A 22599-nucleotide genomic window follows, 5' to 3' on the forward strand; every position below is an offset into this window, starting at 1 on the left:
AGCCATGAGTGATTGTTAGCATTAAAGTTTTCATCCGATTATTTAAAAAATGAACCAATGAAAAAGAAAATTTACATATTAGGTCTGTTAAGCATAGTAATGCTTTCTATAAGTTGCAATAAGCAACTTAATGCGCCCCGAGAGTTGGAAACAGTAGGAGGTGATGTCGATTATACCAACCCCAGCGCCGCAAGAGCCGCATTGGTGGGGGCATATTCCACTTTTCTAAACTTTTATTGGGAACAACTGGCCTTGCTTCAGGTAAGAGGTGATGACGTCAATTCTGGTGGAGGAAAATCAGCTCCGTATGACCAGGAACCCTATCATGATATCGATTTATTTAATTACGATGCCAACTATTGGATGCTGAATAGTACTTGGGACGGTATGTTTCAAAATGTGTTGCAGATTACAGCCCAGATGGAGCAATTGGAAATTTTCAAACAAAATGGAGTGAATGCCTCATTAATCGATCAGTACATTGCCGAGTGTAAAGTGTTGAGGGCTTTTATAACACTACAGCTATCCAGAACTTGGGGTGGTGTATTCAAGGTGGCCTCTACCGATCAGGCTGCTCTTGAGGTATTGCCTAAGGAAGATATCATGAGATGGATTATTGAGGATATGGATGATGCAGCTTCCAAATTGCCTGATATGCATCCGAATCAACGTACCGACCTGAAAGGAGGTGTAACAAAATATACTGCATTAGCGATAAAAGCAATGGCCCAGCAAGAGTTGAAAGATTATCCCGGTGTGGCTGCTACCACTGCCCTCATTATCAACTCTGGAAAATTCAGCTTACACAACGACTTCAATAAGCTGTTCAAAACTGCAGGAAAACTTTCCAATGAAAACCTTTTGGAGTTGCAGTATTCTGATTTTAATACTGGTTCGGGAGAAAGCCGCAACTATCTGGGTGCGTTCTTCGGACCTCCGGCCTGGAATCCTGTTGTAAGTACTGTAACTACAGGATGGGGCTTTTATGAACCAAGTGATAAGTATATCAAATTTATGCTTAGCCGTGGTGAGCGCATTCGTCTGCAAACGAGTGTCATTTTTACTCCCTCTGGAATTGATAGAATCAAGGCAGATCCTGCTTATGCGACACTTCCTGGATGGGTATCTAATACTACACAGGAAGGTGATGTTTTTCTGGATAATCCGAGGGCGTACTTTTTTAGTGGAAAGCATTACCTGCCTTCAGTAGAAAACATTCCAGGAAGAACAGGATATGCCAGCAACAAAAACTACATCTGTATTCGTTATGCCGAAATATTGTTGATGTATGCAGAAGCTGTTACAAGAGGGGGCGCTGCAGGAGCAGGAAGCGCAGATGCAGCAGTAAATCTAGTACGGACCAGAGCTGGTATGCCTGCATTAAGCGGTGTAACAAGCCAACAGGTGATGGATGAAAAATACGCCGAATTGGCAATGGAATGGGGAATTAGATTCTATGATATGATTCGCCTCGAAAACACAACAGAGTTGAGCTACGATGGTAGAACTTTTGCTATGAATAAAAAGTACCTCCCTTATCCATTAGCGGCATTGGATAAAAGCTTTTTGCTGAAACAATATGCAGACACGCATCCTGAGCATTAATCCAATCTTATTTAAAAATGATAAAACATTTGATATATGAAAACTGTGTTTAAACATATAACTGCAGGAATTCTGCTATCGCTGTCCTTAATGGCCTGCAAGAAGGGATACATCGACCCCATTTCAAAGGTAGATCCCGGGCCTGATGAGTCTGCTCCTACCATTAATATCATTAGTCCTTCATCAGATGTGCAATATCCGGCTACTACTGATGTTGCTAATTTTGATTTTAAGTTTGATGTGAAGGATGATATTGAGCTGGCAAAGGTGGATATTTACCTGAATGAAACTTTATTAAAATCGTATGAGGACTTTATAGATTATCGCGGGATATCAGAGACCTATACTTATGCCAACCTCGGTGTGGGTACTCATACGTTTAAAATAGTTGCTACTGATTTGTCTGGTAAAAGCACAACAAAATCTTATACATTTAATATTACCAAGTACAACAAGGTCCTCGACAACGAAACTTTATATGTTCCGTTCAATCCAGGAGGGGACTATAAAGATTTGATCAACTTTGTAAACCCTACTATTAATGGAGCTCCTAGCACTACAAGTGTTTCTGAAGGAAAAGTAGGGGCAGCTTATAGGGGTGCTGCGGATGCTTATCTGTCTTATCCGCTTGCAGGACTGCATGGTCCTAATAACGAAATCAGCTTTGCATTCTGGTATAAGCTGAATAATGTTCCTGACAGATCCGGCTTGGTAGTCGTAGGGAATCCAAGTATTGCTAATAATGACGAAAGCCGTAGATATGGTTTCAGATTGTTCAGAGAAGGGGCCAATCAGTTGATAAAGATTAATGTAGGAAACTCAACAGGTGAAACTTGGATTGAGACTCCATCAATGTCTTCTAATGTAGGTGTATGGAGGTTCATCACCGTTACCATTTCACCTACCGAAACCAAGATATACGTAGATGGAGTACAAGTTGCTTCTGGAACGTATACATCTAAGCTAGAGTTGTCAGGTTGTACCACCATCGAGCTTGGCTCGGGCGGTCCTACATTCTCATATTGGGATCATAAGTCCGATTTAAGTCTTTATGATGAATTCAGAGTATTCAACAAAGTCTTGACACAAGCAGAAATACAACAAATCATGAATGAGTAGTTAGTGTTGGTATACTCTCCAAAGCAGGCAAATTGTATTTGCCTGCTTTTATTGTTTGATGAGTGTGGATGAGTCGGGAATTTAGATGTATCTTACATTTTATAAAATGCATTGCTGGAAATGAGATTTGTTTTTCTGTTGTTTTGCTATTGGGGGTTGACAAACGCTTGCTTGAATACAGCACCACCTAAGTTGTATGGAAGAGCATCTGATTTCGCGGATCAACCTGTATGGGAAGAGCATTTTAATAAAGATGGGCAGCCGGATACTGCCATCTGGAGTTATGATATCGGAGATAATGGTTGGGGAAATAACGAGCTCCAGTATTATACAGATGCTATTACTAATGCAGTTATAAGGAACGGAATGTTGCATATTATTGCTTTAAAAGAGCAACGAGCTAAGAGTCGTTATACGTCCGCAAGATTAGTTACTCGGCACAAAAAGGATTTTTTATATGGTCGTATAGAAGTGAAAGCAAAACTACCGGCAGGAGTAGGAACCTGGCCTGCTATATGGATGCTCCCTACAGATTGGAGTTATGGAGGTTGGCCACAGTCGGGCGAAATTGATATTATGGAACATGTAGGCAAGGATGAAGGTATGGTACATTTTAGTGTACATACAGCTGCATACAATCATATACAGGGTACACAAAAAACAGCTCAGCAAAAAGTTTCAAATGCAACTTCTGATTTTCATTTGTACCGCGTAGACTGGACGCCTGATTATATTAAAGGGTTCTTCGATGATCGAGAAGTCTTTAGTTTTGAAAACGACCATAAAGGAGATTATAACACATGGCCTTTTGATAAAAAGTTTTATTTGCTTCTCAATATTGCCATTGGTGGTAACTGGGGAGGACCCGATGTAGATGAACATATTTTTCCTGCAGCAATGGTGATTGACTATATCAAGTATTATCCTTTCATAGGTAAAAGCGAATAATGATGGTTATGAAAAAATATGGAATATTGTTGATAATGAGTTTGACGTGCTTTTTTTCATGTGCTGAAGTTGTAGCCCAAAGGCAGACATATTGTAATCCGATCAACATTGATTACGGATATACACCTATTCCAAACTTCAGTACTTGGGGAAGACATCGTACTACAGCGGATCCAGTTATCGTAAATTATAAAGGGGATTATTATTTATTTAGCACTAATCAATGGGGTTATTGGTGGAGCAGTGATATGCTGAACTGGAACTTTATTTCCAGAAGTTTTTTAAGACCTTGGAATAAAACTTATGACGATCTGTGCGCACCTGCTGTGGGTATTATTGGCGATACCATGATTGTAATGGGCTCCACCTATACTAGAGATTTTACCATATGGATGAGCACAAATCCTAAGGGCAATGAATGGAAGCCGCTGGTGGATTCCTTTGATATCGGAGGTTGGGACCCTGCTTTCTTTACCGACGACGACGGACGACTCTACATGTACAACGGAAGCAGTAATGTGTACCCTATTTATGGCGTTGAACTAGATAGAATAACATTAAAACCACAAGGAGCCAGAAAAGAGCTATATTTCTTGGAATCTTGGCGTTATGGATGGCAACGTTTCGGAGAGCATATGGATAATACTTTTCTCGATCCTTTCATCGAAGGAACCCATATGACTAAGTATAAGGATAAATATTATTTGCAATACGGTGCACCGGGTACGGAATTCAGCGGTTATGCGGATGGATTGCTGGCGGGAAATGGTCCATTAGGTCCGTTTGAAGCACAGAGCGATCCGCTAAGTATTAAGCTAGGTGGATTTGTAAGAGGAGCAGGACATGGTGCTACTTTTCAGGATAATTATAATCAATACTGGCATGTTGCAACTACAGTAATCTCTGTTAAAAATACTTTTGAACGCAGAATAGGAATATGGCCTACGGGATTTGATGAAGATGATGTGATGTGGTGCAATACTACCTTTGGTGATTACCCTCATTACATTCCATCTCCCGATATAAAAAGCGAATATGGAAAAGATGGTTTGTCTCCTTACTTTACTGGGTGGATGCTCCTAAATTATAACAAACCCGTTCAGGCTTCGTCTACACTTGGTGCATATGTACCCAATAATGCTGTGGATGAGTTAATCAAAACTTACTGGAGTGCTAAGACGGGAAATAAGGGAGAGTGGTTTCAGTCAGATTTAGGAAATATATCCACTGTATATGCTATTCAGATTAATTATGCAGATCAGGATGTGGATGATGACAGGTTGGGTAAAAGAACCGACCAGTATCATCAGTATAAACTATTCTATTCGATTGACGGAAAGAGGTGGAATCTCCTAGTAGACAAGAGCAATAATAAAAAGGATGTTCCTCATGATTATGTGCAACTCGAAAAACCTGTGCAGGCTCGTTATATAAAAATTGAGAATATTTACATGCCTACAGGTAAATTTGCATTGAGTGGATTCAGGGTATTTGGCCATGGCAATGGGGCGCGTCCCGATTCAGTTCAAGACTTCGTCGTATTAAGAACTGAAAAAGATAAGCGAAGTGCTTTCATTAAATGGAAGCCTGTAGACAATGCTTATGCCTATAATATTTTTTATGGCACGCATCCTGATAAACTTTATACGAGTATTATGGTGCATAGTAATAATGAGTACTGGATGAAAGCAATGGATGCCAAAAGAACTTACTACTTCAGTATTCAAGCTGTTAATGAGAACGGTGTAAGTGAGCGAAGCAAAGTGATTAAGGTGGATTAATCCTTAATGGATTATTTTTTGAAAGCATATTAATATATAAAGAGGATAATTTGATTAAAATATAAAGTATGAAAAAACTTAACTGGATTGTATTCTTTGTACTGATTTTTTTTGCACACAACGCAGTAGCACAACAGCCTTTTCCATATTGGAAAGATGTACAGAAATTTAAACAGCAAGATAGCATTGCCTTTCCCGAATCCAATCAGATTTTGTTTATAGGTAGTTCTTCTTTTACCAAATGGAAAGATGTGAATGACTATTTCCCAGGTTATAAAATTTTGAACAGGGCCTTTGGAGGATCCCGTCTGGTAGATTTGATTCGCTACCGATATGAAGTCATCTATCCGTATAATCCACGTCAGATAGTTATTTACTGTGGTGAAAATGATTTTGCGGCAAAAGATAATCCTTCAGTGGATGAAGTAATGGAACGTTTTAATACATTATATAAGCTTATCAGAAGCAAATATCCTACTGTTCCTTTAGCTTATGTGGCTATGAAACCAAGCCCTAGTAGGGAACATTTGCTACCCAAGTTTTCTGAAGCCAATAAAAGAATTAAGCAATTACTGGCAAAAGATAAAAATGCAGCATTTATTGATGTCTATCCCTTAATGTTTAATAAAGATGGCAGCATCATGAAAGACATATTTGTCGAAGATAATTTACATATGAACGCAAAAGGGTATGCTATTTGGCAAAAGGCTATCAAACCTTATTTGAAAAAACCTGCCCGATAGCATTCGTTACAATATTTGATGGATTCGCGAAAAGTTGCACTCTATGAAAAAAAATATCACATTAGTTATAACATTTGTCATTTTATTATTACAAACCGGATTTGCTCAGCAACAGCACGATGCAGAGATGCATCGTTTTATTACTGCGTTAATGAGCAAAATGACGCTGGATGAAAAAATAGGGCAGCTTAACCTTCCTAGTGCCGGAGAGTTTACTACCGGTACCGCTACCAATTCTGATATTGGTATCAGCGTAAAAAAAGGACTGGTGGGCGGACTATTTAATATTAAGGGGGTGGATAAAATTAAGGCTATACAAAGGGTAGCGGTAGAGGAAAGTCGTATGAAAATACCGTTGCTATTTGGTATGGATGTAATCCATGGTTATGAAACCGTATTTCCCATTCCTTTAGGATTGTCCTGCACCTGGGATTTGAAAGCCATTGAGCAGTCAGCACGTATTGCGGCCATCGAGGCCAGTGCAGATGGTATCGCATGGACTTTTAGCCCAATGGTAGATATCTCGCGCGATCCTCGTTGGGGAAGAGTTTCTGAAGGTAATGGTGAGGACTCTTATCTGGGCTCCATGATTGCCAAAGCCATGGTAAAAGGTTATCAGGGCGATTTAAAAGCCCGAAACAACATTCTAGCTTGTGTAAAACATTATGCCCTTTATGGCGCAGGCGAAGCCGGTCGTGATTATAATACGGTAGATATGAGCCGCATCCGTATGTATAACGAGTATTTTCCACCTTATAAAGCAGCAGTGGATGCAGGGGTAGGAAGCGTAATGGCTTCCTTTAATGAAGTAGATGGAATTCCGGCAACTGCTAATAAATGGTTGCTAACGGATGTGCTTCGCAAGCAATGGGGCTTTAAAGGTTTTGTAGTAACTGATTACACCGGTATTAATGAAATGATCGATCATGGTTTAGGAGATTTGCAAACCGTATCGGCATTAGCGTTAAAAGCAGGAATTGATATGGATATGGTGGGAGAGGGTTTTCTGAAAACATTGAAGAAATCCTTACAAGAAAACAAAATAACCCTTGCGGAGATTGATGCAGCCTGCCGTCGCGTGCTGGAAGCAAAATACAAACTAGGATTGTTCAAAGACCCTTATAAATATTGCGATGAAAATCGTGCTAAAACCGAAATCTTTACAGCCGAGCATCGTAAAATAGCTAGGCAGATTGCTGCACAAAGTTTCGTTCTGCTGAAAAATGCTAATAATACATTGCCACTTAAAAAGTCGGGCACTATTGCACTGGTGGGGCCGCTGGCCGATGCTGCCAATAATATGACTGGCACTTGGAGTGTAGCCGCACAGCATGAAAAGTCTGTATCTGTACTGGCTGGATTGAAACAGGTGTTAGGAGATAAAGCAACGATTTTATATGCCAAAGGTAGTAACCTCACTGCCGATCCGGCTTTGGAAGAAAGAGCTACAATGTTTGGTAAAGGATTAAATCGCGATGCACGTAGTGAGGATGAACTGGCAAAGGAGGCATTGGAGATTGCTGCTAAAGCCGATGTAATTATCGCCGCCATGGGCGAATCTGCCGAGTTTAGCGGAGAAAGCAGTAGCCGTACCGATTTGAATATTCCTGATACACAAAAGAAGTTATTGAAAAAACTGGTAGCTACTGGCAAACCCGTGGTACTGGTATTATTTACAGGACGTCCGTTAACGCTTACTTGGGAAGACAAAAATGTACCCGCAATTCTTAATGTGTGGTTTGGAGGAACTGAAGCCGGTACGGCCATTGCCGATGTTTTGTTTGGAGATGTGAACCCTTCAGGGAAGCTTACCATGACTTTCCCTCAGAATGTGGGACAGATTCCTATTTATTATGCACATAAAAATACCGGTCGCCCGCTTGCCGAAGGTCAGTGGTTTCAAAAATTCCGCAGCAATTATATTGATGTAAATAATGATCCATTGTATCCTTTCGGGTATGGACTTAGTTACACTACATTCTCTTATGGTGATGTACAGTTAAGTAGTACTTCTTTGAAAGGTAATCAAACTTTAAAAGCAAGTATTACCATCTCCAACACAGGAAAATACGACGGTGCAGAAGTTGTGCAATTGTATATACGCGATCTAGTAGGATCTGTTACCCGTCCGGTTAAAGAGTTGAAAGGGTTTCAGAAAATCATGCTGAAGGCAGGAGAAACCCAAACAGTAACTTTTAACATCACTACTGAGGATTTAAAATTTTATAACAGCGAATTAAAATATGATTGGGAGCCCGGCGAATTTGAGATCATGATTGGCGGAAATTCAAGAGATGTAAAGACTGCTAAAGTGAATTGGGCGAAATAGATGTAGCATATTACTTGTAAAAGTTACCGGGAGTATTAAAAAAGCAGATTCCTATTTTCTGGAATCTGCTTTTTTTTCGGAAGTGTTTTCTTTTTGTTTTTCTGATGGCTTGGAATAAAAAATAATACCTTCCAATAAACCTTTTGCCAATGGTTGTTGGGCAAAGTATACGGTTTTTTTGTTCCTGAGAATCTCCAGTTCTTTGCTGTAATCTGCTGCTACAATTCCTTTAACTCTTCCCTGTAACATATCCAGATCATTGCCACCATTACCGGCTGTAAAGAACTGTTCTACCGGCAATTTCCATTTGTAGCTGAGATAACGGACTGCATTACCTTTTCCTGCACGACGAGGTATGATGTCTAAAAATCGGTTATCGGTAAGCAGAATCTTTGCATGAAGTTTTCTATCATCCAAGAGCTTATTGATATGCGCCAGCTCGTCATCGCCAAAATCGTTCGACACATAGTAGCTGATCTTATAAGGCCACTGTGCATCTTCCTCCTGCATTTGCAAGTAAGGGAGTGAAGCTAGTGTTTGTACAATAGCTTCTCGTTTCCATTGATGATTAATATGTTTCTCCCATCCACGATCGGGTATAAATTCAGTAGTATAATAAAGCTCTGTACCCGCAGAGCATATTATAATATCGGGTTTCAGTAGTGGATGTTTTGCCAGTGCCTGTTTGAGAAGATGTTTATTTCTACCACTCGAGATGCCAAATGCCACGCGATGTTCTTGTATCCATTGCATCAGTTCAGCAAGGCCTTCGCTACGGTCTCCTTCAATTAAGGTGCCATCCAGATCACTGATGAAAAAAACTTCGGCCGAAGAGAGTTTTTTACCAAAGGATGATTGAGACTGGAACTTTTCAGCCTTATGGGCAAAAATTTCATCGATAGCGGCAATATACCGTTCGGCGTGTTTTTTCCAGGTATAATCCTCGGCTCCGGCTTTCACACCGTTTGCTGAGTATTGCTCCCAGAGTGTTTCATCGGCAATAATTTTTTTAATAGCATGTGCGATAGCTTCGGTATCTTCTACATCCACCAGAATACCGTTTTGTGCCGATTCTACAATTTCCTTAGGACCACCGGTGGGTGAGGCTACAATAGGTAAACCACAAGCAGCTGCTTCGATTATTGTGAGTCCAAAGTTTTCTCCGGGAGTAGCATTTACAAACACACCTTTCTTACGTGCTGCTATGCGATAAATTTCGGGAACCTCTCTGCTAGGATCATTTTTCTTTGGTAAAGCCATCTTTCCGTATAAGTCATACTTATCCATCAGCAGTAGCAGATTGGTCAGTATTTCTTTTTCATCATCCGGCATTTCCGTAATATCTTTTCGAACACCCGCAAAAATGGCTAGATTGGCCATGGCTTGTAATTCTTTATCTTGCCCATAGCTGGTAATTAGCGATTCAAAATTTTTTCGCTTATCGGCACGGCCAATGGATAGAATAAGAGGCTTCTCTGCATTAAAAAGAAAACGTTCAATTTCAGAATTAATTCTGTGTAATGCCTGTTCTTGCTCAATGGTCATAGTAAATGAGGGCATTTCCAGGCGGTAATAAGGGTAGAAAACATCGGTGTTGATACCAGGGGGATTGACTTTAAATGTAGCCTTATGTTTATTATGATAGTCCTTATACTGGGTGTTGATTTCATGTTGGGTACTGGTGATAATCATGTCGGCTTGTTCCAGAATATTCTCCTCTACCCTGATTCTTTTTTCCATATTGAACTTGTCATTGATTTTCTTTTCCGTCCATCCTTGACTGAGGAGAATGTTTTTCTTGTTGCGGCCTAATGAGTGTCCCGTTGCAATAAAGGGCAGTGAGAATATCTTGCTAAGTTCGCAAGCTATGTAATTGCCATCGGCATAATGCCCGTGCAATATATCCGGAAAATCATCTTCTTCTTCATTAAAGCGAATAGTGTTGTTAATAAATTCATCCAGATGATCCCAGAGTTGCTCTTTTTCCTTATAAGTGCTGCCTCCGCATTCGATCCTTATTATTCTTGCTTTTTCATTTACAATTTCAATAGGCTGACTATACGATGTGGAGACGCGTCTATCGGAAATTCGGCGGGTGAATAAATCTACTTTTCTAACTTGAGGATGCAGTGATAAAGCTTCCAATAATTCTAAAACATATTTCACTTGCCCACCTGTGTCTTTGTCTCTACCGATCTCTGGGTTCTTATAGCGGATAAGTCCGTGAGGGCTAAATAATTGTATATAATACTCTTTCATATCTACGGATAAGTGTTTGAGGATAGGTGGAATATAAGTATTTTTATCGGAAATGCAGCAAATCCAAAGACGTTTTTATTCCGGTTCTGGTTTTAGTGACTGGGAAATAGGCGATGTAACTATTATACTGCACAACGGCGTCTATCATCTTTTTCATCTCATTATTCCCAATCATGATTACATCGCGCATGCCGTTTCCAAAGATTGTATATCCTGGAAGCGTGTAAAAAATGCGCTATTTGTAGGCGATCCCGGTGAATGGGATGATGATATGCTGTGGACGATGCATGTATATAAAACCGCCGATGGATTTGAAATGTATTATACCGGATTGCAGCGAAAGCTCCGGGGAACGAATTCCTTAATAGGTAGGGCGTTTTCTAAGGATTTATATCATTGGGAAAAAAAGAATGAAGGGGTATTCCCCATCGAGTCCAAGGGTCCTTATTATGAAAGTGTAGAAAACAATCCTCGTAAGTGGTTAAGTTTTAGAGATCCGTTTCGTTTCGATTATAACAATCAGACTTATTTTCTGGTATGTGCCCGAGTATCGCATGGGCCTATATCGCGCCGAGGATGTATCGGTCTATTGCAGTATCATGAAAACAAGGTTACTTATTTGCCGCCCCTACATTTTCCAATGGTGTATGACGATCTGGAGTGTCCCTGTATCTTTCAGTTGAACGGGCGCCACTATATTATTGCATCCATAAGAGAAGATGTAAAAGTACGTTACTGGTTCAGTAGCGATATATTGGGGGAGTATCATGCCTTTCATTCTAATGTTTTGCTACCGCAAGGGAACTATGCCGCTCGGGTAGTAGAAAGCAAAAACGGAAAATTATTGATTTATTCGTTTTTCTATACATCGGGCATGATTAATTCTTATCGGGTGTTTCTTCCTCCCAAGCAATTGGACACCGATGATAGGGGAAGGCTTTTATTGAAGAGTTTCGATCACTGGGAAGAGGTGGCGTATGACGCGGTACAGCAAAATCAGTTCTCTACAGTTAAACAATTATTTAATAATCCTACTGCTACTTTTATCAAGGAAGATAACCGTTGGGTGATGGGCTCTCGAAGCGGATACGAAATATTTGTGTTTGAAAAACCTGCAGACGATTTTATTTGGGAAGGTGTGATATCGGTGGAAGGAATGGGAAAACTGGGATTGGTAACCGACATGGATGAGGAAGGATCGGGATACTATTTTGCTTTTGATGTAATCAACGGTCATGTGGAACTACGTGCTTGGGGGTTCAACGATGCGGATATCCGCTCCAACTTTAAGTTTAAAGTGTTACAGGATAATGTTTTTACCATTAATCCCAAATACACGTACCATTTCAAACTTATTCGCTACGGTAATTATATCGAACTCGTTATTGATGGATTGGTAAAGCTTACTTTAATCGACTATACTTACAGTAATAAGTATATCGGACTTTACTCGGCTTCCTCCGTAGTATCGCTCAATAATAGTTTCATTAAAAAATTACCACCTTTAGAAGACGAATATTTATCTGATCAGGATATCTTTCTAAACTGATTTATCCTCTTTTCGTTTAAAACAATCGATGCGCTACAGACTTTTCTGATCAATCTACAAGAAGTTATTTGACAATGAAGAAAGGTGTTTGTAATCACATTGTTTTTTAGGGTATTATAGCAAAGAGGAGTAACGCATACGATATTTTAAATTGAAGGCACTCTTATTTACTTTTACAGAAACTTTGTACCTTCGGCATATGGCAGTTTTTAAATTCAGGGTATATTTTGAGGAAGACGAGAGCATTTATAGGGATGTGGTAATTAAGCATACGCAGACCTTTTTGGATCTGCATCATGCCATATTGAAGGCGTATGAGTTTGACAACAAACATCAGGCAACCTTTTACAGGAGTAATGATAACTGGCAACAAGGACGGGAAATAACGCTGGAAAAATACGACAAACCATATAAGGCCGAACCCCTTTTGATGGCCGAGACTACTATTGGATCCGAAGTACGTAATACTAATCAGAAATTTACCTATACCTATGATTTTCATAAGCAATGGGGGTTTCTGATAGAATTGATTAATGTGGCGAAGGACGAAGATAGCCGCTTGGACTATCCCGCTGTTGTACGTTCGGAAGGTATCGGGCCCAAGCAGTATGGTACAAAAGGGTTGCTAGGAGACAGGTTTGCGGATATTGAGGAGAAGTACGATCTGGTGCGCGGTGCCGAGGGGTTTAACGAAAAGGATGAAGAGGGTGAAGATTATGGTTTTGAAGATGTTAGCGATGATTATCAAGATGAAGATTAATAATTGTTAAAGACATCAGACCATTGATATAAAAAAGGAATTGCATCATCAAAAATCGATTATTGTAATAGCCGGACCTACCGCCGTAGGTAAAACTACCTACGCTATTGAAGTGGCCCGATATTTTAATACAGTCATTCTTTCTGCAGATAGCCGGCAGTGTTTTAAGGAACTCAATATAGGTGTGGCAAGGCCAACCCCGGAAGAGCTGGCGCAAGTACCTCATTTTTTTATAGCCTCGCACAGCATACACGACGATATTAGTGCGGCATGGTACGAAACCTATGCGTTGGAACTGCTTAAAAAGTTGTTTCAGCAGTATAATACGGTAGTGGTTACCGGAGGAACCGGACTGTATATTAAGGCTCTTGTAGACGGACTGGATCTCATTCCGCCGGTGGAGAACCATATCCGTCAGCACGTCATCAGCCATTATGAAACTCATGGTATAGGCTGGTTGCAGGAGCAGTTACAACAGCTCGATCCTTGGTTTGTAAAAGAAGGAGAGATGAAGAATCCGCAGCGCATGATGCGAGCTCTTGAAGTAGTATTAGCTACCGGTAGATCAATCATTAGTTACAGAAACACGGGCAGGATACCCCGTAATTTTAATATCTATCAGATTGGTTTGGAACGTCCTCGCGAAGAACTCTATGAGCGTATCAATCAAAGAGTAGATGTGATGATGGCGGCGGGTTTGGAAGCCGAAGCGCGGGAACTCTATCCATATAGACATTTAAATGCACTGCACACTGTAGGTTATAAGGAACTTTTTGACTATTTCGACAATAAATGCTCTCTCGATGAGGCTGTGGCTTTAATCAAGCAAAATACCCGACGTTATGCCAAGCGCCAGATGACCTGGTTTAAAAAACAACAGGGTATGAAATGGATTAATCTTAGTCAAACCGATTCTATATCTCCGGTAATTGCAGAACTATCCCAATAATTACTTGTTATTTCACAGGCCTCTGTTTAAAAACTGGTAAATAGCAGTATCTTCGCAGGCCATATTATAAGCATGGAACAACAAGAACAATCCGATAACATTTTAGAACAGGAACCCCTAGAAGAAGAGAGCTCTGCTGTATTGCAAATCAGTAGGTGGGTAAAGCTGATTACCTCGGTGGGATTTGCAATAGGTACTTTTATTGTAGTGGTAATGCTGACCAGTGGTGCTCAAATTTTGCGGCAGCTGGCTGCAGCACTCCCTATAAAGACAGACGGTATTTATGGTGCTTTGGTTACAGGATTCTTTATGCTGTTTTTTATAACGGCGTTAATCCTGTATTATCTGTATAAGGCAGCACACCTATTGACTCAGGGAGTAAAAGAGCGCAACAGTGTTGTATTGGCTCAGGGCTTCCATTTCCTGAAAAAATTTTTTATAGCGACAGCTATTTTAAGTCTGGTTCAGTTGTTGATTAATCTTACAAACTTATTAAGCTAAATATAGCAGATGGAACCGTTGAACGAAACGCGTCAGGCACCTTTAGGAGACAGTATTTTAACCACTGCTAAGGTAGCGGGTATATCCGCCATTGTTTCTTTACTAGCAACCATTACAGGCGTTATTGCTTTTTTAACCTCTCCTCCAGCTCCGGTTACGGCGGGCGAAGAGGGGCTTGAGGATAATGCGGCTTCGCAGGTTGTCAACAGCGCTTCGTCCATGTCGGTATTTATATCATTAATTATAAGTCTGCTGGCCTTTTATTTTTTATTTCGTTTTTCTTTTCTTACAAAAAACTCCTTTAAACATAACGATCGCACTCAGCTGGTTAAAGCGTTATATAGCTTGGCTGGATATTTTAGAATATGGGGAGTGATCATGTTTATAGTGGCCATATTTTTCTCGATGGCATTCATTGCTGGCATCCTCACTTCATTGTTTAGTTAACAATCTGTACAGCTCCGTTTATAGCTATGTGTATCCTTCGCTGAGAGGGTAGGTAGCATGGCCTGTTTTTGCATCTTTTCAATTAACTTGCTGGTATGTCGGTATTAAAACAAAAACTGGAACAAAAGTTTATTGAAATCTATCGTAACCTCAATGAGCAGCAGCGCGATGCTGTGAATACGCTCGAAGGTCCTGTGATGGTAATTGCCGGACCCGGAACCGGTAAAACGCAGATACTGGCAGCCCGTATCGGAAAAATTCTCCTAGAAACCGATGCACTGCCTCAAAACATATTATGTCTTACATATACCGATGCCGGTGTAGTGGCCATGCGAAAAAGGTTACAGCAGTTTATCGGTGCCGATGCGTATAAAATTAATATTTACACGTTCCACGCCTTCTGTAACGATGTTATACAGGATAATCTGGATTATTTTGAAAAAAATACCCTCGATCCGATTTCGGATCTGGAACGCGTGGAGTGCTTAAGACAATTGATAGATCAATTCCCCAAAGATCATCCTTTGAAACGCTACAGAGGTGATGTATATTATGAAGCCAATAAGTTGAGTAATCTCTTTTCTGCGATGAAGCGTGAGGGGTGGACAACGGCGTTTCTTTCTCAAAAAATTGATGAATATCTGGTATCATTACCTAATGACGAAAAATATATTTATAAGCAAAATCGAGGAAAGCATAAAAAGGGGGATCTAAGACCTCAATATTATGCCGAAGTGGAAAAAATGGAAAAGCTGCGTGCGGCAGTAAATGAGTTTGACAACTATCAGCAAATTTTAGCACAACGCAAGCGTTACGACTTTGATGATATGATCGGCTGGGTAATCACCGCCTTCTCAGAAAATAAAAACCTGCTGGCCGATTATCAGGAGCGCTATCAGTATATACTGGTAGATGAGTTTCAGGATACAAGCGGTTCGCAAAATAAAATAGTACAGCTACTGATTGAGTATTGGGACTCCCCCAACATATTTGTAGTAGGGGATGATGACCAGAGTATTTACCGCTTTCAAGGAGCGAACGTGGAAAACATGCTGGATTTTGCCAATCAGTATATACACGATTTAAAAACTATTGTACTTACCAATAACTATCGAAGCACACAACCCATACTGGATATTTCCAAAACCATTATTGAAAAAAATACTGAGCGGCTGGTAAATCAATTGCCCGGTCTTAGTAAAGATTTGGTTGCCGCCAATAAATCCATTAATCACCTACAACATTATCCCGAAATTCTGGAGTACAATACTCAGGCCGATGAAATGGCAGGCATTGTATTCAAGATAGAGGCACTGATACAGCAAGGCGTAGAGCCAGGCCGCATTGCCGTGATTTATCGAGAGAATAAGTACGGTGAGGAATTGGCGAATTATTTCCGGCACAAAGGCATACCTTATTATACCAAGCGTAGTATTAATCTACTTAAAGAGCCATTTATAAGAAAGGTTCTGGATATTCTTTACTACCTAGATGCAGAGCATCACATTCCTTTTAGTGGCGATGAATTGCTATTTGAAATCCTACACTTCGATTTTTATAAAAATCCGCCTATAGAAATAGCCAAACTGAATGTGGAGGTAAATCAAAGAAAGTTTAGCGGTGAGCTTATTTCATTGCGTCAGCTTTTATATCAAAGAGCAAATACACCTGCAGCTACTTTATTTGATGAAGCATTCAACGAAAGTCTGCGTCAGTGTTCCGAAGTTTTTGAGCAGCTGATTGCTGATGTAAGTAATAGTACCATTCAGCAATTGCTTGATAAAATCATTCGTGATGCGGGTGTTTTGCAATACATCATGAATAGCGAACGGAAGATAGAGCTGATGCAATACTTGACCGCTTTTTATGATTTTGTGAAGGAAGAAAACCGCCGCAATCCTGATATGAGTTTGAGCGGTTTGGTCGAACTGATAGATATTATGCAGAAAGAAAACCTACCATTGCCCATGATGCAGGTCACCGGAAGCGATAAAGGCGTCAACCTGCTTACGGCACATGGTAGTAAGGGCCTGGAGTTTGAGTATGTTTTCTTGGCCGGTTGTAATGCTTCTATCTGGGAAGAGAAAAGAAAAAGAAATCAAGACTTCAAGCTCCCACCCAATGTGTTTACATCTGTGGGTGATGAAAAGGAAGCCGAAGAGTTGCGACGTGTATTTTATGTTGCGCTTACACGAGCCGAGAAATATTTATACATCTCTTATGCAAGATTGGATAAGGGTGGCAGGGAATTGGAGCCATCTATGTTTATCGCCGAAATACAGGACGCCCATCCTTTGGAAATTCAGAAACCACAATTCAGTAATGACCAGATGCTCACTTTCCAGCATTTGTTATTTGCCGCTTCGCAGCCGGTATTGGATAGTTTGGAAGATGATTTTGTGGACGGCTTGCTATCTCGCTTTGCGATGAACGTAACGGCATTGAACGCCTATCTTAGTTGTCCTTTGAAGTTTTATTATCAAAATCTTTTGCGCATTCCTGCTGGTAAGAATGAGGCTACGGAATTCGGTAGCGCTGTACATTTTGCCCTAGAGCGGTTGTTTAAAAGAATGAAAGAGGATCCAAATAAAGCTTTCCCTACTATAGAAGTCGTTTTGGGTGATTTCAAGTGGTATATGGAGCGGCATCGGGAAAGTTTTACCAGAGAGGCTTTCGAAAGAAGAATGGAACAAGGCTCTATTATTTTACCCGCCTACTATGAAAAATATGTACAAGAATGGAATAAGGTAGTGGTACTGGAGCTGAATGTAAAAGGGGTGGTTGTAGAGGGTATTCCGTTAAAAGGTAAAATCGACAAGTTGGAATTTGACGGAAAGAATGTAAATGTGGTGGATTACAAAACCGGTAATCCCGATAATGCCAAAGTCAAAACCAACCCTCCCGATGAGAAAAACCCTGATGGAGGTGATTACTGGAGACAGGCAGTCTTTTATAAAATCTTATTGGACAATTACGAGCTCAAGGATTGGAGAGTAGTAAGTACCGAGTTTGATTTCATCGAGCCCAACACAAAAGATGAATTTAAGAAGCTGAAGATTGTTATATCACCGGAGGATGTGGATATTGTAAAAGGCCAGATAAAAACTGTGTGGGAGCGAATTCAGAACAAAGATTTCTACAAAGGTTGTGGGAAGAGCGATTGTCACTGGTGCAATTTTGTGAAGGACAACTATTTGTATAGCCATTTGGAGGAAATAACCGAAGATGAGGAAGTAGAATAGTTGCGATTTACAATTGTTGTATTTTTATAATATTTAAATGGGTGGCTCTTTAGGCTACATTTCCATATTAAAAAAATAATAATTTTTGTGTATTTTTTATTTTTCCATTATTGAAAAAACATAAAAGTTTATATACCTTTGAGCCCCCGTGTACATTTATGTATAGTAAGGGAAGCAAACAATTATTATTTAACGCCTTAAATTTCTATTTAAAATGGCAGCAAAGATCAGATTGCAAAGACACGGCTCAAAAAAAAGGCCCTTTTACTTCATTGTAGTTGCTGATGCAAGGAGCCCACGTGATGGTAAATTCATCCAAAAAATTGGAACCTACAATCCTTTGACCATCCCAGCTACAATCGAACTGGACCGTCAGAAAGCTTTAGAATGGTTGAACAAAGGTGCTAAACCAACCGATACTGTTCGCCGTATTCTGAGCTTTAAAGGTGTATTGTACTTAAAGCACCTATTGCGCGGCGTAAAGCTAGGCCTCTTTGATGAAAACGTAGCGATGCAAAAATTCACAACTTGGAGTGCTGAACACGAAGAGCTTATCAAAAAACGCCAGCAAAAAGCTATCGAAGAAAGAAAAGCTAAACGTAAAGCAGCAGCTAGCGCAGCTCCACGTAAAGTGTCTGAGGCCAAAGCAGAAACTCCTGCCCCTGAAGAAAATGCTGAAGGTGGAGAGGCTTAGTAGATGCTTATGAAGCAAAGACATTAAGGCGGTAACGGTATTCCCGGCCGCCTTTTTTATTAAAATCATCAGAGGCACTGCCTTATACTAATATTAATCTGATAATAAGCTATTTGTAAAATATTTACGTGTCAGTATGGCTACTGAAAATGTAAACGGCTACATAAGTATAGGTAGATTTGCAGCCACACATGGCTTACAGGGATTTCTAGTGCTGAAGCATGTGCTAGGTAAAAAAACTACACTAAAAGGATTAAAAGCGGTTTTTATCAAAGATAAAACCGGAAGTTTCATTCCCTGGTTTCTCGAATCCAGCAAGGTAAAAACCGATTCGGAATCTTACATCAAGCTGGAAGGTATCAATACTATGGAAGCCGCACGCCCTCTGGTACAAAAAGAAGTATGGCTTACCGAGGCCGATTTTCGAGCGCATACGGCTAAAAACGCCCCCATTAGTTTATTACATTACACTATCATTAACGACGATGAAGAGCTAGGTGCCATACAAGAAATTATCGAACAGCCCCACCAGGTTTTGTGTCGTCTTGAAATCAATGGTAAGGAAGTATTGATTCCTTTACACGAAGAAACCCTTATTAAGGTAGATAATAAAGCCCAAAAAGTGTATGTAAGCCTGCCTGAGGGTCTACTGGACATTTATTTATCCTAAAGATGCTTATCTTTCTGTTATGAATATCAAACAACACATTGCACAGCATTTAATTGATGTGCATCGTGGTGGTAATTGGACAGAAGTAAGTATTGCCGAGGTTTTAAAAGACGTCAGCTGGGTAGAAGCCTGCAGCATTACCCCCTTCTCTCCCAATAGTATTGCCATGCTGCTACATCATATTACGTACTGGAACCGTATTCTAACTATGCGTGGCCGTAACTCTAATCCTCCCATTGCTAAGGACAACGGAATGAAAGTTGCCATCAATAGTGAAGCCGAGTGGGAAGCACTGAAGCGCGATAATCTTTATTCGGCCGAAGAACTAGCCACGGTAATCGAAGGATATGATGATAGCGGATTGTTTGCTCCTATATTGCCTGGGAAGTCAAGTGCTTACAAAACTTTTCAAGGCCAGGTAGAACATGTGCACTATCATCTAGGTCAGATGGTGATGCTGAAAAAATATATCCGCAATCGTAAATAATTGCTATAGGAGAGATAATAAGGCCTGCAATAGGTATAGCGCTACACCGATTTTTACACCTAATTTTGCCACCTTGAGTGCACCGAAACCCTATATTGCCCATTTTGATCTGGATTCTTTTTTCGTTTCGGTGGAGTTATTGCTCCAACCCGCACTGAAAGGGAAGCCGGTAATTGTTGGCGGTTCTGTCAACCGTGGCGTAGTTTCTACTTGTAGTTATGAGGCGAGAAAATATGGGGTACATTCGGCAATGCCCATGGCGCGTGCCCTCAAGCTGTGTCCACAGGCTATAGTGTTGAAAGGCAATCCTCAGTACTATCAGCATTATTCCAATATTGTTACGGAAATTATTGCGTCGCGAGTTCCTTTGTTTCAGAAGGCCTCTATAGATGAGTTTTACTGCGATCTAACGGGAATGGATCGCTTTTTCAACGTCAGCGAATACACCCGTAAATTGAGAGAAGAAATTATTGAAAAAACAGGCCTGCCTATTTCTTGCGGCCTTGCTTCTTCTAAATTTATCAGTAAAATTGCCACTAACGAGGCCAAACCCAATGGCTTTCTCGAAGTACCCCATGGTAAGGAAAAAGAATTTTTATGGCCATTGGGGATAGAAAAAATCAACGGTGTAGGCAAACAAACCGAACCGCGTCTGCGCGCAATGGGCTTACATACTATAAAGGACATTGCACACACACCTATTGAAGTATTGGAGCAGCAATTAGGTAAATGGGGCCGTAGCCTATGGTATAAAGCCAATGGCATCGACAACAGCCCATTGGAAACCGAATGGGAGCAGAAAAGCATCAGCCATGAAACCACTTTTCATGAAAATCAAACCAATATTGACTTTTTGCATACTCAATTGGTGCGACTTACGGAGAAATGTGCCTACGACCTCAGACAGGAAGAAAAACTTACCGGATGTATTGCCGTGAAAATCCGGTATAGCGATTTTGAAACCATTACTAGGCAGGAAACGATTCCTTACACTTCTCTAGACGATGAATTGATTGAAAAGGCAAAGGAAATTTTTAACAAGTTTTATCAAAAAGGGCGCCCCCTGCGATTGGTAGGAGTGCGGTTGAGTCAGCTGGCGAGTAATGGCATGCAGATGAATTTGTTTAACAATCAGGATAGTAAGCTCAATTTGTACAAAGCGGTAGATGATATTAAAAATAAGTTTGGTAATGCCAGTATTACAAAAGCTGTGGTAGCCAGAAAGCCATAGAGTGTTTTAGGTATCAGCGGTAAATAATTATTGTACTCACATAAAACATAACTTCGCAAAAGTCATTATTTATTCCATACTATATGAACGAAAAATTTGTACAACGCATCGCTAATGAGCTGGAAGAAATTAAAGCTTCCGGCTTATACAAGACGGAACGTATCATTACCGGTCCGCAGGGAGCAGAGATTGAAGTAAACGGAAGAAAAGTACTCAATTTCTGCGCGAATAACTACTTGGGCTTATCTTCTCATCCCGATGTTATAAAAGCAGCACATGCCACAATCGATTCACGAGGATATGGCATGAGTAGTGTTCGCTTTATCTGCGGTACACAGGATATTCATAAAGAGCTGGAGCGAAAATTGTCCGAGTTCTTGGGAACAGAAGATACCATTCTTTATGCAGCTGCTTTTGATGCCAATGGCGGCGTGTTTGAGCCATTGTTCAATGATCAGGATGCCATCATTTCCGATGCATTAAACCATGCGAGTATTATCGATGGGGTAAGACTGTGTAAAGCACAACGCTTCCGTTATGAGCACAACAATATGGCCGACCTCGAGGCCAAATTGCAAGAAGCTGCAGGTTGTCGTAGTCGCATTATTGTTACGGATGGTTCTTTCAGTATGGATGGAACCATTGCTCAGTTGGATAAAATCGTTGAGCTGGCTGAGAAATACGATGCAGTGATTATGGTGGATGAAAGTCACTCTTCCGGATTTCTAGGCAAAACTGGTCGTGGTACGCATGAGTATCGTGGTGTGATGGGGAAAATAGATATTATTACAGGCACACTTGGTAAAGCACTGGGAGGGGCATCCGGAGGATTTACTTCGGGGCGTAAGGAAATTATCGATATGCTTCGGCAGAAATCACGTCCATATTTGTTTAGTAACACTCTGGCCCCGGCAATTGTGGGTGCATCGATTGCTGTGCTGGACATGCTTTCGGCTTCTACACATTTGCGTGATAAGTTAGAGTATAATACCAAGTATTTCCGTGAAAAAATGACCCAGGCCGGTTTCGACATTAAGCCCGGCGACCACCCTATTGTGCCCATTATGCTTTATGATGCAGTGCTGGCAGCTAAGTTTGCCGACCAATTGCTTAATGAAGGAGTATATGTGATCGGCTTCTTTTATCCCGTAGTGCCTAAAGGGCAGGCGCGCATTCGCGTGCAACTGAGTGCCGCGCATGAACAGGAGCATCTGGACAAGGCTATTGCGGCTTTTACAAAAGTGGGTAAAGAGTTAGGCGTGTTAAAATAAATTTCGATTAATCA

The 22599-nt window shown here is 40.6% G+C and carries 17 protein-coding genes and 1 pseudogene; 17 read left to right on the plus strand and 1 reads right to left on the minus strand.

Annotation, left to right across the window (positions count from 1 at the left end; all coding sequences use genetic code 11):
* Window positions 1-57: 57 nt before the first annotated feature.
* The 6 genes from PIECOFPK_RS04120 to bglX all read left to right on the plus strand — a co-directional run bounded on the left by PIECOFPK_RS04120 (window position 58) and on the right by bglX (window position 8525).
* Window positions 58-1605 (plus strand): RagB/SusD family nutrient uptake outer membrane protein, encoded by a 1548-nt coding sequence (locus PIECOFPK_RS04120; protein WP_409966574.1) that lies wholly within the window; start codon window positions 58-60, stop codon window positions 1603-1605.
* Between the two features lie 36 nt (window positions 1606-1641).
* On the plus strand, window positions 1642-2724 hold the full coding sequence (locus tag PIECOFPK_RS04125; RefSeq protein ID WP_409966575.1) for a LamG domain-containing protein: 1083 nt from the start codon (window positions 1642-1644) through the stop codon (window positions 2722-2724).
* Window positions 2725-2844: 120 nt separating this feature from the next.
* Entirely contained in the window at window positions 2845-3672 is an 828-nt protein-coding gene (locus PIECOFPK_RS04130; protein ID WP_409966576.1) for a glycoside hydrolase family 16 protein, read from the plus strand.
* 8 nt (window positions 3673-3680) lie between these two features.
* On the plus strand, window positions 3681-5453 hold the full coding sequence (locus PIECOFPK_RS04135; protein WP_409966577.1) for a family 43 glycosylhydrolase: 1773 nt from the start codon (window positions 3681-3683) through the stop codon (window positions 5451-5453).
* A gap of 68 nt (window positions 5454-5521) precedes the next feature.
* The gene (locus tag PIECOFPK_RS04140; RefSeq protein ID WP_330973144.1) at window positions 5522-6196 is read left to right on the plus strand and encodes a GDSL-type esterase/lipase family protein; all 675 of its coding nucleotides are present in this window, start codon (window positions 5522-5524) and stop codon (window positions 6194-6196) included.
* Between the two features lie 43 nt (window positions 6197-6239).
* Window positions 6240-8525, plus strand: coding sequence for a beta-glucosidase BglX (gene bglX / locus PIECOFPK_RS04145; protein ID WP_409966578.1), 2286 nt, complete (start codon window positions 6240-6242; stop codon window positions 8523-8525).
* A gap of 51 nt (window positions 8526-8576) precedes the next feature.
* Here the strand turns inward: bglX and PIECOFPK_RS04150 are convergent, their stop codons facing one another.
* Window positions 8577-10784 (minus strand): HAD-IIB family hydrolase, encoded by a 2208-nt coding sequence (locus PIECOFPK_RS04150; protein WP_409966579.1) that lies wholly within the window; start codon window positions 10782-10784, stop codon window positions 8577-8579.
* 52 nt (window positions 10785-10836) lie between these two features.
* Between PIECOFPK_RS04150 and PIECOFPK_RS04155 the strand changes: the two genes are divergently transcribed.
* From PIECOFPK_RS04155 to kbl, 11 genes and pseudogenes are all read left to right on the plus strand, one after another.
* The gene (locus PIECOFPK_RS04155; RefSeq protein WP_330973147.1) at window positions 10837-12333 is read left to right on the plus strand and encodes a glycosyl hydrolase family 32; all 1497 of its coding nucleotides are present in this window, start codon (window positions 10837-10839) and stop codon (window positions 12331-12333) included.
* A gap of 199 nt (window positions 12334-12532) precedes the next feature.
* Window positions 12533-13093: an IS1096 element passenger TnpR family protein gene (locus PIECOFPK_RS04160; RefSeq protein WP_409966580.1), complete on the plus strand. Its 561-nt coding sequence runs from the start codon at window positions 12533-12535 to the stop codon at window positions 13091-13093.
* 40 nt (window positions 13094-13133) lie between these two features.
* The gene (gene miaA / locus PIECOFPK_RS04165; protein ID WP_409966581.1) at window positions 13134-14042 is read left to right on the plus strand and encodes a tRNA (adenosine(37)-N6)-dimethylallyltransferase MiaA; all 909 of its coding nucleotides are present in this window, start codon (window positions 13134-13136) and stop codon (window positions 14040-14042) included.
* A gap of 72 nt (window positions 14043-14114) precedes the next feature.
* Complete coding sequence (locus PIECOFPK_RS04170) at window positions 14115-14543, plus strand: hypothetical protein (RefSeq protein WP_409966582.1); 429 nt, start codon at window positions 14115-14117, stop codon at window positions 14541-14543.
* Window positions 14544-14552: 9 nt separating this feature from the next.
* On the plus strand, window positions 14553-14990 hold the full coding sequence (locus PIECOFPK_RS04175) for a hypothetical protein (protein ID WP_409966583.1): 438 nt from the start codon (window positions 14553-14555) through the stop codon (window positions 14988-14990).
* Window positions 14991-15085: 95 nt separating this feature from the next.
* Window positions 15086-18232 carry an ATP-dependent helicase gene (locus PIECOFPK_RS04180; protein ID WP_409966584.1) on the plus strand — a complete coding sequence of 1049 codons (3147 nt, stop codon included), beginning with the start codon at window positions 15086-15088 and terminating at the stop codon, window positions 18230-18232.
* 214 nt (window positions 18233-18446) lie between these two features.
* A pseudogene (gene rpsP / locus PIECOFPK_RS04185) lies at window positions 18447-18698 on the plus strand (30S ribosomal protein S16); the annotation flags it as partial.
* A 364-nt stretch (window positions 18699-19062) separates the two neighbouring features.
* Window positions 19063-19596, plus strand: a complete 534-nt coding sequence (rimM, locus tag PIECOFPK_RS04190; RefSeq protein WP_330973154.1) for a ribosome maturation factor RimM — start codon at window positions 19063-19065, stop codon at window positions 19594-19596.
* Window positions 19597-19615: 19 nt separating this feature from the next.
* Window positions 19616-20083, plus strand: coding sequence for a DinB family protein (locus tag PIECOFPK_RS04195; protein ID WP_409966585.1), 468 nt, complete (start codon window positions 19616-19618; stop codon window positions 20081-20083).
* A 73-nt stretch (window positions 20084-20156) separates the two neighbouring features.
* Window positions 20157-21314, plus strand: a complete 1158-nt coding sequence (gene dinB / locus PIECOFPK_RS04200) for a DNA polymerase IV (RefSeq protein ID WP_330973156.1) — start codon at window positions 20157-20159, stop codon at window positions 21312-21314.
* An 83-nt stretch (window positions 21315-21397) separates the two neighbouring features.
* Window positions 21398-22585, plus strand: coding sequence for a glycine C-acetyltransferase (gene kbl / locus PIECOFPK_RS04205; RefSeq protein ID WP_409966586.1), 1188 nt, complete (start codon window positions 21398-21400; stop codon window positions 22583-22585).
* Window positions 22586-22599 lie beyond the last annotated feature (14 nt).

This window comes from Chitinophagaceae bacterium C216 (genome assembly GCA_028485475.2).
GTDB lineage: Bacteria > Bacteroidota > Bacteroidia > Chitinophagales > Chitinophagaceae > Niabella > Niabella composti.

Coding starts and splice junctions, on each gene's coding strand:
- PIECOFPK_RS04130 (WP_409966576.1), top strand. CDS start 2,845: ATGAGATTTGTTTTTCTGTTGTTTTGCTATTGGGGGTTGACAAACGCT.
- PIECOFPK_RS04170 (WP_409966582.1), top strand. CDS start 14,115: ATGGAACAACAAGAACAATCCGATAACATTTTAGAACAGGAACCCCTA.
- PIECOFPK_RS04150 (WP_409966579.1), bottom strand. CDS start 10,784: ATGAAAGAGTATTATATACAATTATTTAGCCCTCACGGACTTATCCGC.
- PIECOFPK_RS04140 (WP_330973144.1), top strand. CDS start 5,522: ATGAAAAAACTTAACTGGATTGTATTCTTTGTACTGATTTTTTTTGCA.
- PIECOFPK_RS04125 (WP_409966575.1), top strand. CDS start 1,642: ATGAAAACTGTGTTTAAACATATAACTGCAGGAATTCTGCTATCGCTG.
- bglX (WP_409966578.1), top strand. CDS start 6,240: ATGAAAAAAAATATCACATTAGTTATAACATTTGTCATTTTATTATTA.
- PIECOFPK_RS04155 (WP_330973147.1), top strand. CDS start 10,837: ATGCAGCAAATCCAAAGACGTTTTTATTCCGGTTCTGGTTTTAGTGAC.
- PIECOFPK_RS04160 (WP_409966580.1), top strand. CDS start 12,533: ATGGCAGTTTTTAAATTCAGGGTATATTTTGAGGAAGACGAGAGCATT.
- PIECOFPK_RS04180 (WP_409966584.1), top strand. CDS start 15,086: ATGTCGGTATTAAAACAAAAACTGGAACAAAAGTTTATTGAAATCTAT.
- PIECOFPK_RS04135 (WP_409966577.1), top strand. CDS start 3,681: ATGAAAAAATATGGAATATTGTTGATAATGAGTTTGACGTGCTTTTTT.
- PIECOFPK_RS04175 (WP_409966583.1), top strand. CDS start 14,553: ATGGAACCGTTGAACGAAACGCGTCAGGCACCTTTAGGAGACAGTATT.
- PIECOFPK_RS04120 (WP_409966574.1), top strand. CDS start 58: ATGAAAAAGAAAATTTACATATTAGGTCTGTTAAGCATAGTAATGCTT.
- PIECOFPK_RS04195 (WP_409966585.1), top strand. CDS start 19,616: ATGAATATCAAACAACACATTGCACAGCATTTAATTGATGTGCATCGT.
- kbl (WP_409966586.1), top strand. CDS start 21,398: ATGAACGAAAAATTTGTACAACGCATCGCTAATGAGCTGGAAGAAATT.
- rimM (WP_330973154.1), top strand. CDS start 19,063: ATGGCTACTGAAAATGTAAACGGCTACATAAGTATAGGTAGATTTGCA.